Annotated in this window: 16 protein-coding genes; 8 read left to right on the top strand and 8 right to left on the bottom strand. The window is 64.1% G+C overall.

Annotated elements, in window-relative coordinates; translation table 11 throughout:
• Positions 1–17 precede the first annotated feature (17 nt).
• Both ACTOQ3_RS26885 and ACTOQ3_RS26880 read right to left on the bottom strand, forming a co-directional pair.
• Positions 18–1,691 carry a caspase, EACC1-associated type gene (locus tag ACTOQ3_RS26885; protein WP_440086166.1) on the bottom strand — a complete coding sequence of 558 codons (1,674 nt, stop codon included), beginning with the start codon at positions 1,689–1,691 and terminating at the stop codon, positions 18–20.
• Entirely contained in the window at positions 1,688–2,044 is a 357-nt protein-coding gene (locus ACTOQ3_RS26880) for an effector-associated constant component EACC1 (protein WP_440086165.1), read from the bottom strand. Before ACTOQ3_RS26880 ends, ACTOQ3_RS26885 begins: the two co-directional genes overlap by 4 nt.
• Before the next feature lie 367 nt (positions 2,045–2,411).
• Between ACTOQ3_RS26880 and ACTOQ3_RS26875 the strand changes: the two genes are divergently transcribed.
• From ACTOQ3_RS26875 to ACTOQ3_RS26865, 3 genes are all read left to right on the top strand, one after another.
• On the top strand, positions 2,412–5,456 hold the full coding sequence (locus tag ACTOQ3_RS26875) for a DUF3427 domain-containing protein (protein ID WP_440086164.1): 3,045 nt from the start codon (positions 2,412–2,414) through the stop codon (positions 5,454–5,456).
• 46 nt (positions 5,457–5,502) lie between these two features.
• On the top strand, positions 5,503–6,252 hold the full coding sequence (locus ACTOQ3_RS26870; RefSeq protein ID WP_440086163.1) for a DUF429 domain-containing protein: 750 nt from the start codon (positions 5,503–5,505) through the stop codon (positions 6,250–6,252).
• 574 nt (positions 6,253–6,826) lie between these two features.
• Positions 6,827–7,555 (top strand): glyoxalase, encoded by a 729-nt coding sequence (locus tag ACTOQ3_RS26865; RefSeq protein WP_440086162.1) that lies wholly within the window; start codon positions 6,827–6,829, stop codon positions 7,553–7,555.
• 62 nt (positions 7,556–7,617) lie between these two features.
• Here the strand turns inward: ACTOQ3_RS26865 and ACTOQ3_RS26860 are convergent, their stop codons facing one another.
• The gene (locus ACTOQ3_RS26860; protein ID WP_440086161.1) at positions 7,618–8,277 is read right to left on the bottom strand and encodes a TetR/AcrR family transcriptional regulator; all 660 of its coding nucleotides are present in this window, start codon (positions 8,275–8,277) and stop codon (positions 7,618–7,620) included.
• A gap of 75 nt (positions 8,278–8,352) precedes the next feature.
• On the opposite strand from ACTOQ3_RS26860, the gene ACTOQ3_RS26855 reads away from it, so the two are divergent.
• Positions 8,353–9,189 carry an arylamine N-acetyltransferase family protein gene (locus ACTOQ3_RS26855; RefSeq protein ID WP_440086160.1) on the top strand — a complete coding sequence of 279 codons (837 nt, stop codon included), beginning with the start codon at positions 8,353–8,355 and terminating at the stop codon, positions 9,187–9,189.
• A gap of 87 nt (positions 9,190–9,276) precedes the next feature.
• Here the strand turns inward: ACTOQ3_RS26855 and cpt are convergent, their stop codons facing one another.
• Positions 9,277–9,837, bottom strand: coding sequence for a chloramphenicol phosphotransferase CPT (gene cpt / locus ACTOQ3_RS26850; RefSeq protein WP_440086159.1), 561 nt, complete (start codon positions 9,835–9,837; stop codon positions 9,277–9,279).
• A gap of 185 nt (positions 9,838–10,022) precedes the next feature.
• Here cpt and ACTOQ3_RS26845 point away from each other — a divergent pair, with 185 nt between their 5' ends.
• Positions 10,023–10,742: a dihydrofolate reductase family protein gene (locus ACTOQ3_RS26845; RefSeq protein WP_440086158.1), complete on the top strand. Its 720-nt coding sequence runs from the start codon at positions 10,023–10,025 to the stop codon at positions 10,740–10,742.
• A gap of 411 nt (positions 10,743–11,153) precedes the next feature.
• On the opposite strand, the gene ACTOQ3_RS26840 is transcribed toward ACTOQ3_RS26845, so the two are convergent.
• A complete protein-coding gene (locus ACTOQ3_RS26840) occupies positions 11,154–11,561 on the bottom strand; it encodes a YybH family protein (protein WP_440086157.1) in 408 nt (135 codons plus the stop codon).
• A 97-nt stretch (positions 11,562–11,658) separates the two neighbouring features.
• Between ACTOQ3_RS26840 and ACTOQ3_RS26835 the strand changes: the two genes are divergently transcribed.
• Positions 11,659–12,033, top strand: coding sequence for a winged helix-turn-helix transcriptional regulator (locus tag ACTOQ3_RS26835; RefSeq protein WP_440086156.1), 375 nt, complete (start codon positions 11,659–11,661; stop codon positions 12,031–12,033).
• Positions 12,034–12,137: 104 nt separating this feature from the next.
• Here ACTOQ3_RS26835 and ACTOQ3_RS26830 read toward each other — a convergent pair whose 3' ends face one another.
• Positions 12,138–12,443, bottom strand: coding sequence for a hypothetical protein (locus ACTOQ3_RS26830; protein ID WP_440086155.1), 306 nt, complete (start codon positions 12,441–12,443; stop codon positions 12,138–12,140).
• 288 nt (positions 12,444–12,731) lie between these two features.
• Entirely contained in the window at positions 12,732–13,241 is a 510-nt protein-coding gene (locus ACTOQ3_RS26825; RefSeq protein WP_440086154.1) for a MarR family winged helix-turn-helix transcriptional regulator, read from the bottom strand.
• A 76-nt stretch (positions 13,242–13,317) separates the two neighbouring features.
• Here ACTOQ3_RS26825 and ACTOQ3_RS26820 point away from each other — a divergent pair, with 76 nt between their 5' ends.
• A complete protein-coding gene (locus tag ACTOQ3_RS26820) occupies positions 13,318–13,917 on the top strand; it encodes a cupin domain-containing protein (RefSeq protein WP_440086153.1) in 600 nt (199 codons plus the stop codon).
• Between the two features lie 210 nt (positions 13,918–14,127).
• Complete coding sequence (locus ACTOQ3_RS26815) at positions 14,128–14,586, top strand: hypothetical protein (RefSeq protein WP_440086152.1); 459 nt, start codon at positions 14,128–14,130, stop codon at positions 14,584–14,586.
• An 87-nt stretch (positions 14,587–14,673) separates the two neighbouring features.
• On the opposite strand, the gene ACTOQ3_RS26810 is transcribed toward ACTOQ3_RS26815, so the two are convergent.
• A complete protein-coding gene (locus ACTOQ3_RS26810) occupies positions 14,674–15,525 on the bottom strand; it encodes a hypothetical protein (protein WP_440086151.1) in 852 nt (283 codons plus the stop codon).
• Between the last annotated feature and the right edge of the window lie 51 nt (positions 15,526–15,576).

Raw genomic sequence — 15,576 nt, 5'->3', positions numbered from 1 at the left:
GGTAGCGGATAGAGAGATCAGCGATGATTCTCCTGGGAAGGCGTCGCTTTATGTAAGCTCCGATGATATTTGATGAAATTAAGGTCGATGCGATGCTTTGGGGTTACTCGAAGATCGTCAATGAGTTCCCCGGTAATCTCGTCGACGACTTGGAAATTATCATCGATCGTGACTGCTCCAAGATCAAACAATATGCGATGATTTGGGCATAGGCATAGAATATTGTTCAGTGTGTCTGGGCCGTTGTGGGGGATGCCCAGACCGCGAATGTGAGTAGTCTCGGCGTACCGTAGCCCTCCAACCGTTTCGAGTGCTATTCCGCATATCTGGCACTCGTTGTCGTACATCTTTTTAACTTGCTCAGATAGTTGCCGATCTTGGTAAATTCCGCGAGAAATTTGTTCCCATCGGTCAGGGGCAATGTGTGGCCGGGAGTGTTGGTGTTCTGTATTTGGATACTCTGCGTCTGATTCGTCGTTCAGGGCTTCCAAGCGAAACTGTAAAATTCTAAATCCATCCAAACCGATCGTGGACCAGTGGTCGGCGACGGTAAACAGGCCGTCGTAGCTGTATCCGGTAGATGGAGAGTATTCAGTTCCTGCGTCTGCTCCACGAATCACTCGGACAGGCAAGCGGCTCATCTGGCTGGCGATCAGGGCAGCGTTTCCGGGATCGTTTTCTTGCTGGTCAAATACCTGTTTCTTGGTATCAGGATCCCGGCCTCCGTGACCTGTATAGATGATGAGATCACCGTGATCTTGATCATCTTTATAGCCACCTGATATGCAGATCGATTCTGCACCGCCTGCGCGCTGAGTTCCACAAATCCCAGCTTGTAGAGGGCGGTGAACCTTCGCATCGTGCAACGCTTTCCGGTCGGGAAATTCTGTCCCTATCTCAATGCCGGGGATATGGCCGTAGCCGGGAGGGTTCGACCCCGAAGGAATAACGGCTCGATTATTGATGAGCTCTAAATGTCCAGCCGTATTGCGATTAAGTATTTGTGGCAATGGCCGCGCTTTGGATTGCAGTGCGCGATGGATATGGTTAAATATCTTGTCCAGCGACAGGCGCCTTGGATTTCCCTCAATTCCGTTTTTAAAAACCTCAACAAGTTCGGCTGTGAAGCTTGTATACAGCTCTCCGGGAGGTGCTAGGGATTTTTTTGTTTTTGAGGCTGAAGTTATTACGCATGTGCCTTCAATGTTTGCCTGATCCGACATGTTGTTTTCGTGGCCGGACATGGTTCCAAGGGCATATCCGCTGTAACAGCAATCCAGTATAACTACTCGCCGTCTTGCGTTACTATGCACGATTGCTCGTCGGATATGGTCATAGGCAACAGCCGTAAAAGCAACGCGCCTTAGGTCGCTATCCGAGTCGGTAAGCGTTAAATACAGCTCTCCGGCTTCCGAGTCGGCTAGCCCGTGCCCTGCGAAATAAACAAATAACGTATCAGTTGCTTCTTCTGCTGCTGTTACGATCGGATCGATCATCTCCGAATGCGTAGTTGGCTCCGGAATTACTTTGCAGTTTTGCGGCGGAAGTCCCCATGTTCTGTGATCACAGAGGGACTCTTTTATGGCTGCTAAGTTGTTGGCTACAGCCGGTAAATCGGGCATGTTCTCAAGGCTGTATTTGCTTGTTCCAATAAGGACCGCGCGCGATAGACGAGGATCGGGAAGCCTCACTCTGGATCCTTCTTAAAAGACTGAATTATCTTCTTCATTTTTTCCTCGTCGTCGCCCTCGATAGTAATCTCAAAATCCCCGCGCTTGAATGTCACTTTAGACTTTTCTCTGCGCGTATGCCTCCAGGCGAGATAAGCCAATGTGAGGTTAGCTACCTCGAAGCTATTGCTTAGAACTAGCTCGATAGCTTCTAGTGCGGTGCCCATCTCGCTTTCTTGAGGTGGGCTCCACCGCAGGGACACTCTTGCATGCTGCCGAATGTCTTCATCGTTCCGTAACCAATTATAGAAAGACTGTAGTTCCTTTTCGGCTTCTTTGCCGCTTATGCCTATTTGGATGGTGTTGGCAGTCATGTCATTTCTTTTTCGAATAAAGTAATACCGAAGTAGACCTCATGCATGACAAATACGAAAAATCACCTCATGTCAGATCATACTAAGATCACATGCTATACGCATGCTTGCCTCGAAGTGTAGGGATGTCCGATTCATTGCACTTGGCGCGGTGGCCAGTGCTAGCTTCGCTTGCTGTCAAGGACCGGCAGGTTTGTCTGCGTGGTCCCTGAAGCTTTGCTGTCGACCCTCTGCCTTCACGGACGTCACGTGACACGTTAGACGATCCGTTTGATCGGTCAGCTAAAAAGCGACAAATGCGCCATTAGATGGATGACGCATGCATCGCTGGGACAAACATCGCAGCTATGGCTTAGGGTGCCGGGCTATGAGTGACCTCGCGTCTGGCGTCTACGAGCAACTCGTCACCCACGCTCTTGACCAACGATTGCAAACGCTTCCAGATGAGTTGGTGAAGGTCATGCCTGTTGATCGCGTGGAGGCAGAGGACTATCTCGTCCGGCATATCGCCGGCCTGACGCGCCATGCATTACGTGCAGCCAAGTCCCCTGAGCAGCAGATCGACCGAGCAAACCACGTCGCTGAGACCATCATCAAGGCGTTTCTCGACACTAATGACGAAGGGGAACGGATAGCGCAGCCGGGGCAGCTGCTCACTGAGGTGCAGCAACCGTCGGGAGCTCCTGGGCGCCCGGAACCATTGATCCGGCCTGAGACCCCACTGTCTGCCAGCGCTCTCCTCGTAAACGGGCGAGGCCAGCCGAGCATCGGCACCGAGGTCATGCGGGAATTTGCGACCGCCGACCGGGTCGATCTGATCTGCGCCTTCATCAAGTGGTACGGCCTGCGTCTCATCGAAGGACCGATCAAGGAGTTCATCGCCAGGGGCGGTGAGCTCAGAGTGATCACCACGACATACATCGGGGCCACAGACAGGACCGCGCTGGATCGTCTGGTTGCACTCGGGGCTACGGTCAAGATTTCTTACGAGACGCTCAGCACCAGGCTCCATGCCAAGGCGTGGATGTTCCGTCGGAACACAGGCTTCTCGACCGCGTACGTCGGCTCGTCCAACCTGTCGAAGGCCGCGCAGCTGGATGGCCTGGAGTGGAACGTGCGACTCTCTCAGGTCGAACAGGCTCATCTGCTTTCAACCTTCACCGCCACCTTCGAGCAGTATTGGGCTGATCCAGCGTTCGAAGACTACGATCCGGCCCGCGATGGGGCTCGGTTAACTAAGGCGCTCAAGCGCGAAGGCGGGGCAGCCCCAGCTGAACTTCCTTTGGAGATCGCCACGCTGGATGTGCTCCCGCGCTGGTATCAGGCCGAGGCGTTGGAGGAACTCGAAGCCGAGCGTGAGGTGCATGGCCGTGCGCGCAACTTGGTCGTTATGGCGACCGGCACTGGCAAGACGGTGGTTGCTGCACTCGACTACCGGCAACTGGCCGCTGCTGGGAAGGTTGACAGCATGCTGTTCGTGGCTCACCGCGAAAGCATCTTGAACCAGAGCCAGGCCACCTTCCGACAGACCCTCCGGGATAGGGAGTTCGGAGAGAAGCTTGTCTCCGGTAGTCGGCCGAAGAGGTGGCGGCATGTCTTCGCCTCGGTTCAGTCGCTGGCCAATGTTAACCTCGATGAGCTCGATCCAGGCCGGTTCGACATGGTGATTGTGGATGAGTTTCACCATGCAGAAGCTCCTACATATCGACGGCTGCTAGAGCACCTCCAGCCGCGTTACCTCCTTGGTCTGACCGCCACTCCTGAGCGAGCCGACGGCATCAACGTTGGAGCGTTCTTTGGCGGACGGATCGCCTACGAGCTGCGCCTTTGGCAGGCGCTTGAGCAGCAGCTTCTTGCTCCGTTCCACTACTTCGGCATTCACGACGACGTGTCGTTGGCCGAAGTGGCTTGGCAACGTGGACGTTACGACGAAAAGGCTCTTAATGACCTCTACACCGGGAACCACGCCCGAGTCCGTCTCATTTTGCAAGCGATACAAGACAAGATTGCCCATCCTGGCGGGATGCGTGCCCTTGGTTTCTGTGTGAGCGTGCAGCATGCCAATTTCATGGCTGACCAATTCACTAAGCACGGCATCCCCTCCCTGGCTATAACTAGCGAAACGTCACGCGATGAGCGACGCCACGCCGTACAGCGCTTGAGGAAACGCGAGGTCAACGTACTGTTCACCGTGGACCTGTTCAACGAAGGTGTAGACATTCCAGAGGTGGATACTGTCCTCTTCCTGCGTCCTACGGAGAGTGCCACGGTCTTTCTTCAGCAGCTCGGTCGCGGTCTCCGGCGTGATCCAGACAAGACATGTCTTACTGCTCTGGATTTTGTTGGGCATCAGCGTGCCCAATTCCGCTTTGACCTGCGACTATCTGCGCTCACGGGAGTGCCCCGGCGTAAGATCCCCGAAGCATTGGCCAACCCCACACTTCCTGCTGGATGTCACCTTCAGCTCGACAGTGTGGTAACCGAGATGGTTCTTAATAACATACGCCGTGCTCTGCGTCTCTCGTGGAATGATCTGGTCGCTGAGCTCCGCTCGATGCCTGAGATCTCCCTCGCTGAATTCTTGACAGAAACAGGTCATGAGCTTGAAGACCTCTATCGTTCCGGTAGGGGAGGCTGGGCTGAACTGCAGCGCCGCGCCGAGAACCGTTCCGTGGCTGACGAGGAGACCGACCGTAGGATCGGTCGGGCCATCGGGCGTCTCCTCCATGTGGACGACCCCCTGCGGCTGGCTCAGCTCCGTGGTGACGACGTTACTGCTGATCCCCGCCTGCTCGCAATGCTGCACGTGGCTTTGCTCGGTGGAAACGAATCCTTCGATGGAGGAAACGCTGTCCTGAAACTTTTGACCGATCATCCTTATCGCGCTGAGGAACTACGCGCTGTTTCGTCAATTCTGGAAGAGCGCATGCATCGGGTCACCCGCGAGATCCATGGTCTGCCGCTGCGCTTGCACGCTCGATACTCCAAGAACGAAGCACTGGCAGCTTTTGGTGTCGACCGCCCTGGCAACGTTCGTGAGGGGGTCAAGTGGGTTCCCGAAGCCGTAGTCGACGCCTTCTTTGTGACTTTGCGCAAGACCGAGGGCTTCTCACCAACCACCATGTACAACGATCGGGCAATCAGCCCGACGCTTTTCCACTGGGAGTCGCAGAGCACCACGCGGACGTCATCACCAACGGGTCAGCGCTATGTCAACGGTGGTTCGACCGTGCACCTTTTCCTCCGCGAATCCAGAGAGGAAGACGGCTTCCTCGGTGCTCCGCCGTTCTTCTACGCCGGACCTATGACCTACGTGTCATCCGAAGGCGACCGGCCAATGCAGATCCTTTGGCAACTGACATTCCCGCTTCCCGCAGACATCTTTCACCAGGCCAGCCTTGCGGCTACCTGAGTAGAGGCGACGCGTTGGCGGTTGACTGGGTTCCTATCGTGAGAAGGTGCTGACGATAGGAGTTGACCTTGCGGCGGAAGCGGACCGGACAGCGGTAGCATGGCTGGATTGGTCTACCGACGGTGCCCGGGTCCGCGATCTCAAGATCCAGGCGGGCGATGATCTGATCGTCGAGGCGATCAAAAGTGCGGACAAGGCAGGCATCGACTGTCCGCTTGGTTGGCCGGACAAGTTCGTTGATTTCATCGTGGCTCACCGCACCGGGCACGTCGAGGTGCCCGGCGGAGTCGCAGGCATTGACTGGCGCAGAGACCTCGCCCTCCGCGTCACTGACCGGGTGACCTCGGAGCTGGCACTCAGGCCCTTGAGTGTCTCCGCTGATCGCATCGGCCACACCGCCATGCGCTGCGCAGCTCTACTCGCGGAGCTTGCCCGGCAAGGGCAGCCGGTCGATCGCAGTGGCACCGGTGTTGTGGTGGAGGTTTACCCTGCGGCATCGCTCAAATGCTGGGGCCTGCCCTACAACCGCTATAAACGCCTAGCGAATCGTGCCGGACTCGCGCAACTAGTCGATGTACTCCAGGAAGCGGCGCCATGGCTAGACCTGGGAATCCACGAACAGGTCTGCCGAACGTCCGATGACGCAATAGACGCCGTCATCGCCGCACTCGTCGCTCGTGCCGCATCTCAAGGTCTGGTGACCGTTCCGGCGCCAGACCAAGTTCGTTCAGCGCGCTCCGAAGGATGGATCGCGCTCCCCACCGGACCCCTGAGCGAGCTTCACCCAACTGGCTGATCAGCCATCTACGAAGCAGGCTGTCATGCGTCCAAGAAAGTGATGGCCGAGGTGATCAACGTTCGAGCTGTCGCGCCGTACCCGCCAGCTCAGTGAGCTCGGCGAACGCTTTGGCGTACCGCGCGGTCTCCCGTGGTTGGGTCACGGTCAGTTCGGCGGACAGAGTCTCCACCAGGACTCGTTCCCCATTGGAGGTCCAGAATCCGTTAGGGGCCAGATGACGCGGTCGATCTCCGCGCCAGTCCGCGTACGGGCTCACCGTGAGCGGGGAGCGCCAGGATGTCTGGCTGGGTCATTCCGGCGGCCCGAGCTGGGACCTGCCCGTCTGAGTTTCCCGGCCTGCCGGTCGTCCCCGAACTGGAGGTCTCTATGGGCGAACGCAGCCGGTACCACGCGGGCCGCGCCGACGAACCGGCCCGGTGCTGCACCGGTTGGGACCCCGATGAGCTTCGAAGCACGCCTCGGTGATGCCTCAGGGTGCTTCAGGACCGGCGCACACCGATTTGGAACGATCCATCTGCGAGCTTCGCCGAAGGGTGCCAGCCTCGTCGGACGATCTGGAAGGCGGAATGACGTGAGCGAGACTGCGGTTCGGCCGAACGAGACGACGGTGCCGTTGATGCCGTGCGCGTCGGTGGAGGACACCTTGGCGTTCTATGAGGCGCTGGGGTTCGAGGCCACCTACAAACAGAGCAAGCCCTATGTCTATCTGGCGCTGCGATGGAGCGGGTTCGACCTGCACTTCGGCCCGGCGCCCAAGGGGCTGGACCCGGCCCGGGAGGAGTCCGGAGGCTGCCTAGTCATGGTCGACGCCGTGGCGCCGTACCACGCAGCGTTTGTCGCGGCGATGCGCCGGGTCCACGGGAAGGTGCTGAGTTCCGGCCTTCCGCGGATCACCCGCTACCGGCCGGGCGCGTCCCGGTTCACCCTGATCGATCCGTCCGGCAACTCGATCATTTTCATCCAGCGCGACGAGCCGGTCGAGCTGGAGTACGGCGGTTCGAAGAAGCTGACGGGCCTGGCCAAGGCGCTCGACAACGCCCGGATTCTGCGCGAGTTCAAGAACGACGATCTGCAGGCTTTCCGCGCGCTCAAGTCCGCGGTGCGCAGGCACGGCGCGGCCGCCCCGGTGGTCGAGCGGGGCATTGCCCTGTGCCACCTCATCGACCTGGCCATGGTCCTCGGCGAGCCCACCGATCCATGGGCCGCCGATCTGCGTGCTCTGGGGCTCACCGTCGACGACCGGCGGCGCATCGAGTCGGAACTCGGGTATCTCCCTGGGCTGCAGGAGTGGCTTCCCTGAAGAACACCGTACTGCCGCCCGGCCCGCGCGTCCCGTCGGCGTTGGAGCGGCGTCCGCGATCTTCAGTCAGGCCGCTCCGCGCCGCCGAGGTCGGCCAGGCCGATGTCGCCGTCGGGCAGTTGCTGGATGTCCGGGTGGGCACGCAGGCCGTCGAGCATGAGCGTCAGGTAGCGGTCCACGCTGCGCTGGGTGAGCTCGGCGCGCAGGCCGGGGATCGGCCGCAGCAGCAGGGCCATCATCAGTGTCAGGTCGCCAGCGTCCACGTCGTGGCGCAGGTCGCCGTCGGCCTGGGCGCGGCGGACGAGCCGGTCGAGGATCTTCAGCAGGGTGTGGCGCAGCCGCCGTTCCTCGGGGTCGGTGTGGAGCTGCTCCCAGGTGCTGGTGAACCAGATCGACAGCCAGGTGGCCAGCCGCAGCTCGGCGGCGGCTCGGCGGATGAAGCGCGACAGCGCCCGCCAGGCGTCCGGCTCCTCGTCCTCGGCGTCGCGCGCGATGGCGACCACGCGGTGGAAGCCGTCCAGCGCGACTCCGCGCACCAGCGCCTCCCGGTCGGGGAAGCGGCGGTAGAGGGTGGCGGTCCCGACGCCGGCGCGGCGGGCCACCTCCTCCATCGGCACCTCGGCGCCGCGCTCGGCGATGAGTGCGCGGGCGGCCTCGATGATCTGCTCGCGGTTGAGCCGGGCGTCGGCCCGGAGCTTGCGGCCGGGACTCTCGTTTTCCACTCCAGCAGTATACGGATGGGTCTCTTTCATTTATGTTAGATAAGTGGCGGATCTTCTTTCACTTAGGAGGCGGAGATGACCATCGACTCGATACTGCGCAGGATCGGTCACCACGGGCCCGTGGCCGCCGACCTGGGGACGCTGTTCGCCCTGCACCGGGCCTGGCGGCAGGCCGTGCCGTACGAGAACCTCGACATCCAGCTCGGCAGGCCGATCAGTCTCGAACCGGACGCGCTGTTCGACAAGCTCGTGCGGCGGCGACGCGGCGGCTACTGCTACGAGCAGAACGCCGGCCTGGCCATGCTGCTGCGCCTCGCGGGCTTCCAGGTGACGATGGTGGAGGCCGGCGTCCTGCGCGCGGCCCGGGGCGAGGCGATGTGGGGCAACCACAACGCGCTGCTGGTCGACCTCGGCGGCCGTCGCTGGCTGGCCGACGCGGGCATCGGGGACGGCTTCGTCGAGCCGCTGCCGCTGCGCGAGGGGCCGCACACCCAGGGGGACCTGACGTACCGGCTGGAGCGGCTCGACCCGGACACCTGGCGCTTTCACCACCACCCCGGCGGGACGGTCGCCTCCTACGACTTCCGGCTGCTACCGCGCGAGATCGCCGACTTCGCCGCCCGCTCCCGGGAAATGTCGACCTCCGCCGAGTCGGCGTACGTCACCACGCTCATGGCCGCCCGGCCGATCACCGGTCACACGCTGTTACTGCTGTCACGCACGCTGCGACGGCTGGGCGCCGACGACAGGACGTCCCGGACCATCGGCGACGCGGACGAGTTCGCCAGGACGCTCTCCACGGACTTCCTCGTCCCGCTCGACGACCTCGGCCGGAACGGCGTCGCCCGGCTCTGGCACAAGACAGGCACCCAGGACGACCTGTGGCGCGCACGCGTGAGCGACACTCCCTGAATTCAGTACGGCGCGGGCGCTGTCATCTCCCGTCGACATTCCCATCGAGAGGGACAGAAGCCGGACGGCCCGGAGCCGATCCGTCGATCAGCTGACACGGGCGGCGATGGTTCGCGCGCACACCAGGGACTCGGTATGCGTCGTGTCCACCTCCACGCCGTAAACCACGCCGTCGTGAACCACGTCCGCCTGCAACGCGGCCATGCCTTGGATTCGGTCTCCACGTGCGACCTCGCGGCCCGCGGCGACCGCGGCCTCACATCTCACACCGACCCACAGCACGTCCAGCTCGTCCAGAACCCTCTGCCACCGCCGCTGGGACGAGGCTCCACCGAGAAAGACGTCGTCGATGACGACCCTGGCGCCGGCACGGGCCATGGCCGCGACGCCCCGCATCCAGGCCGTCTGCAGCGCCATGAAGTCCGCTCCGACGCTCACCCCGCCGTCAGCCGCGATCTCGAGCCCCTCGTCCGACGCCCGCATCCTCGCGGGCATCGCGTCGACGAGCGAATCGACGCCGAACGCCAGCCACGGATCAGGAAGAACAGCCTGCAGGCACCGGACGATCCCGGACTTCCCCGAGCTGGAACCACCGTTGATGATGATCATCTGAGTCGCCACCTTGCCACGGTAGAGCCTCTCCCACACGGCCCAAAGCGGATTTCGGCCGACCCCGCCCCGCCGTCACGACCCGGCGAACGTTGCCGCCGCGAGGTCGGGGCGTCCGGTGGCGTCAAGATTTCGGTGCGGGCAGGTAGAGATCCGGTCCGCGGCTCCGACTCCCTACCGAGCGGGTCCCATTCAGGGGGCCGCCGGAACAGGAGCGAAGCGACATGACAAAGGTGACGGCACAGATGTCGGTCTCACTCGACGGCCACTACGCCGGCCCGCGACACAGCGGCGAGGCGAGGGACTGGCTGGAGTCGGCGGAGGCCGCGGGCTTCTTCCGGGTCACCCGGTGGGTGATCGACGCCGCGGCCTGGCGTGAACGGCAGGGCTTCGCGGGCGGCGAACGGGACGTCAACTCCGACATCATGGCCGAGACGTTCGAGGCCGCCGGGGCCTACGTCATGGGTCGGAACATGGCGGACGGAGGCGAGGTCCCCTGGGGTGACGAGCCGCCGTTTCGCGCGCCGGTGTTCGTCGTGACCCACCGCCCCCGCGAGACCTTGGTGCGTCAGGGCGGGACGAGCTTCACCTACGTGACCGACGGCATCGCCAGTGCCGTGGAGCAGGCACGCGCCGCCGCGGGGGACAAGAACGTGGCGGTCGCCGGAGGGGGCACCCTGCTGCGCCAGGTCATCCAGGCCGGTCTGCTGGACGAACTGGAACTGCACATCGTCCCGACCGTGCTCGGCAGGGGGATGCGCCTGCTCGACGCCGACCTTGGTGCGGGCCTCGGTCTCGACCTCGCGGAGAAGGAGGCGATCGAGCTCACGCCCACCAGGGTGATCCACACCCCCGAGGTCACGCACATCCGCTACACCGTCAACGGGCGGGCCGCCCTCGTCCTCGACGACCGCGGTAGTGGCAGCGGAGTGAACGCCCCGTAACCCTCCAGATCGATCAGCACGCCTTCCTGGCGTACCGGTGGTCACAGGCTGCCGGGATGAGCCGTACTCGGCGGGCCGTCGGCGCCGTCGTGGGATCCGCGGTGGGCGCCCCTTTCGAGTTCGGGCTCTCCGGGCCATGCGTCGCTGTGTCCGACTGGCGCATACCGTCGACGAGGAAGAAGAAGCGATATGAGTGAGCGAGAGAGCTGGCAGGAGCTCAGAGATCGCCGGATGGCCGAGCCGGGTGCGGCTGAGGCTTACGAGGCCACGCGTCTCGCCCATGAGCTGGGCAAGACGGTCCGGGCCATGCGTGAGGGGCGGGGGGTGGAGCCAGGACGAGCGGGTGCTGCGCCTGCCGGAGCCGGTTGATCTCGCACGTCGTCTGGCCGGGTGAACGACCGGCGACGACCGTCAGTGACTTTCCTGGCCGCCGCTTTCCGCCCGTACGCCGAAGGGGTTGTCGATGGCGTACCTCCAGTACCCGTCCTGCCCGCGTCGGGCGACGTCGGTCGCGGTGCCCTGGATGTGCACGGGCCGGCCGTCGCGGGACGTGCCGTCGATGACCCAGTCGACGATCAGCAGGGCGAGGTCGCCCGTGGTGTAGACGTGCCGTGGCCGGACGGTGATCGGCAGTCCCAGGGCCAGGAACCGGCCGTTGGCGGCGTCGATCCGCTGTCCGGTCAGCGGTGAGCCCGGCTCCGGGACGAACACGGCTCCGCTTTCGTAGACCTCCGCCACCGCCTTCGCGTCACCGTGGTTGAAGCGCTCGGCGAAGACCGCGGGCACGTCCTCGGGGCGTTCGGCCAGCTGTCGCATCATCGACCTGTTTCCTTCCGGTCGGGTAGAAATCACGGTCAGGTAGACATCGCGGTCAGGTAGAAACCAGTCAGACGCGGCAACGCTAGGAGGCGCCTTCGTGGCTCACCAAACGGTTGGTTTCCCGGGCCTGCCCGACGACCCTCGCGCGAACGTCACCGAACCCACCCCGTCATGCCCGGTGGAGATCACTCTGGCGACCCTGCACGGGCGCTGGACGACCCTGCTCATTCGTGAGCTGCTGCGGGGCGACCGTACGTTCAGCGAGCTTCGCCAGGCGCTGCCCACGCTGTCGGACAAGGTGCTGTCCGATCGGCTGGCGCACCTGACCGCGGCAGGTGTGCTCGATCGCCACCGCCGGCCCGACTGGCCGCCCCGGGTGCGCTACAGCCTCACCTCCCACGGGCGTGACCTCGGCCCCGTCCTCCAGGCGATGTGGGACTGGGGTGCGCGGCACCGGCCGCCAGGCACGTGAATCGCTTTGATCGCCGTCGCCCTCGCCGGTCTGCTCCTGGAGGAACGACCGTGACCGCCCATGGCACGCTCGCTCGGTCGAGCGACTTCCATTGCAAAACCGCTTCAGGGGCGGGGAGACTCGCGGTGCCAGGTCTTGCTCCAGCCGCGACCGGAATGGCCCCCGGCCGCCGCCCGGCATTTGGGGCAGACCCGCCGTATCTTCTCGGCGGCACCGCCTGACTCGGGGAACACGTCCGTCCACGGAACGTGGTGGAACCGCCGCAGCCGCGACCGGCTCAGAGCCAGGCCGCACAACGTCTGGTTGGTTCCCGGCCGCCAGGCGTGAGCCTCACCCGCCGGCAACCGCGTGCCGTCCTCGTCCTTCCATTCACCGGAAGCCGCGACCGAGGGTTCGCCACGTGCCCGCATGGTCTGTCTCCTTTCCGCATCCACCTTTCCCTGCCCACGAGGGGCGTCATGTCCTGCGGACGGTACGGAAAACTTCGTCACGCCACTGCGGCGGTCGTTGCGTCGATCCCGGTCGTCTTCACCGCGATGAGCGACGACCTGGCCGCTACCGTGCCGATGACATGAGGACCGACACCTCCCAGACTCGTTGGAGCATCGGTCCGTCCCGCCGGGCACCCCGGAACGGCCACGCTGAATTTGTCCGTCTGAGCTGAGTGCCGGACGTGGTCGGGGCCGCATCCGGGAGCCTCAGGTAGCGGTGTCCATCATGGCGCGGAGGATTCGGGTCAGCGCGGCGACATCCTCCGGGGCAAGGCCGGAGACCAGGCGCTTCAGGGTCGCCGCGTGGTCGGTGAGCGTGGCGTCGATGATCCGCCGGCCTTCGCCGGTCAGCGTGACCCGGAAGCTGCGGCGGTCGGCGGGGTCGAGACTCCGCTCGACCAGGCCGGCGGTCTCCAGCCGGTCCAGCCGGCTGGTCATGCCCGCACGCGACATCATCAGGGTCGCCGACAACTCCGAGGGGATCAGCGAGTACGGCGGGCCGGAGCGGCGGAGCGCGGCGAGCACGTCGAACTCCCCGCGTCCGAGACCGTGACGGGCGAGCATGCCGTCCACCTGCGTCTCCACGACGCGGGTGAGCAACGCCAGGCGGCCGAGGACGTCCATGGCCGAAAGATCCAGATCGGGGCGTTCGCGCCGCCACTGGTCGAGGATCGCGTCGATCGCGTCTCCTGGGCTGGTATCGGCCTCTCCTGTCATGTCATCGGATTCTATTCGACAGAAGATAGTTAGCAGCCGTACTATCCGACCACGAACTAGTTTTGAGGAGCGCCGAGTGACAGAGACCGATTCCAGCCACGGCCGGCCGGTGCTGGTGCGGGCGGGCGAGGCCGAGATCCTCGGCGACCCGCCGAACACGATGGAACTGCTGGCGGACGCCGAGACGACGGGCAGGCTGGTCAGCGCGATCCGCACCAAGATCGGGAAGGACACGGACGGGCCACCGCCGCACTACCACAACGAGGCGCCGGAGATCTTTTACATCGTCGACGGCGGCCTGCACGTCCTCACCGGCGACCAGGTCGTCACGGTCGAGACCGGCGACTTCCTGCTCGTGCCGCCCCGGACCCCGCACGCGTTCAGCACCCCCGCGCACACCGGCGTGGACATGCTGATCTTCAAGCCGGGAGCCGAGCGATTCGACTACTTCCGGCTGGGAGACCGCGTGCGCCGCGGGGAGGCGAGCCCACAGGAGATCCTCGGCTCACAGGACCGCTTCGACAACCACTTCCACGACAGTCCGGTCTGGCGCCGCTTCCGTGACGGCCGGGCGCGGGACCGTCTCCTCACCCTGCCGACCCACCACGACACGGCTTCGCCACCCCATCGCGACGCGACTCCGTCACCCCCGTCACGGCGCGGTCCCCGTCCCTGACATGCGTGCCACTGAGGGAAACGCACGGTGGAGGTGACGGCACATCCCGTCGATCGTGCCGGCGGTCTCGTCGCTGACCGGTGGCGCCGCCAAGCTCGTGGGCGCGCGCCATGCGCGACGATGCCGAGGCGGGTCGCGTTTGTGTCGGTGGTGGCCGTTACAGTCGCCGATCACTGTTGCCCTTTTGCCGAGGACTGTCGAGGAGACCGCATGACCGAGCCCGACGTGACGATGGCCAGGATCGGCCAAGGTGTCGAGCTGGGCCGGCGGGGTGAACGAGAGGCCGCCCGGAAGCTGTTCTCCGAGCTGTGGGAGGAGATCGGTGTGACGGGCGACCCCCTGCACCGGTGCGCTCTCGCTCACTGGATGGCCGACGTCCAGGACGAGGTGAAGGAGGAACTGCTCTGGGATCTGCGCGCCCTGGAGGCTGCCGACCTGGTCACCGACGAGCGGGCTCGGCAGGCGGGTGTCGCCGGTCCCGTGAGCGGTTTCTACCCTTCCCTGCACCTCAACCTGGGTGACGCCTACCGCAGGCTCGGCGACCTCGACCGGGCGCGCGACCACCTCGAACGCGGGCGTGCCGCCGTTGGCGCACTCGGTGACGACGGGTACGGGCAGATGATCAGGCAGGGCCTGGACCGGCTCGCCGGGCGGCTGTCAGCCTTCTAGACGAGCGGGTCCCGCGTTCGATCGACGGGCTGGGCGGTGGCCCGGTCGTGCCGGATGGCGGCGGTCGGTACCAGGACGCGCCCCAGGTCACCCGGCGTGGCAAGGGCCCGACCAATGGAGGCAGATGGGAAGCCGGCTCTTCGCATCGAGCACCACCCGGCCGCCCAGCGGTTCCCGGAGCCGGACGACGCCCTCGCCGGATGCGCCGACGCCCGCGCACAGGCCGTTCCCGCGCTCGCGGACCTCGATTCCGAGGACCACGACGTCGTGCCGCTCGTCGGTCCGCAGGTGCACGGTCGGCCTCTTCCAGCCGAGGCAGATGCCGTAGTCGTAGCTCACCCGCAGCGTGCGCTCGTCGAGCACCTCGAAACCGCGGAAGTCGGGAGCCAGGTGGTCACCGATGGCGTCCTCGACGGTGCCGAGCGTGGCCCGGTCGACCGCGACGTGGTCGATCGGGCCGGGCAGGTTGGAGAAGTACAGCCGCCACGCCGGGACGGTGGCCATGCCGCGCAGGGTCCGCAGGCGCATGGTCGTGAAGATGGCGGCGGTCATCTTGTATGCCAGATCGTCCCGGACGGAAGCCTCCATCTCGAAGGGGGACAGTGCGATCAGCGCCTGACGTGCGCCGATCACGGGGACCCGCATGGTGGAGCCGTCATCCCAGTGAATCCGCGCCTCCTTGGGAATCGCGGGGAGCGGGCCGGCCACGGCGAAGCCGTACTCCTCGTCACTCGAGATCTGCTCCTCCACGTCGTGCGGCATCTGGCTCAGGTCCTCCGTCGGGACGAAGCCGTCGCGCCAGATCTCCGCCGCGCCGCTGGTCCGCCAGGTCCAGACGGCGCGGGCGGCGTGGTCATCGAAGGTGAACTGTCCGACGAGGAGGTGGCCGCTGCTGAGAAGCAGGGTCACCATCAGGAGCGTCAGGAGTAATCGCAGCATCCGAAGATTATCGAGGCCCCCAGGGCCGCCGCGATGATCGTACGGTCGGGT

The organism is Streptosporangium sp. LJ11 (assembly GCF_051918945.1).
Lineage (GTDB): Bacteria > Actinomycetota > Actinomycetes > Streptosporangiales > Streptosporangiaceae > Streptosporangium.
Note: the sequence above shows the minus strand (reverse complement) of the source record. Positions and strands in the feature narration are given on the sequence as shown.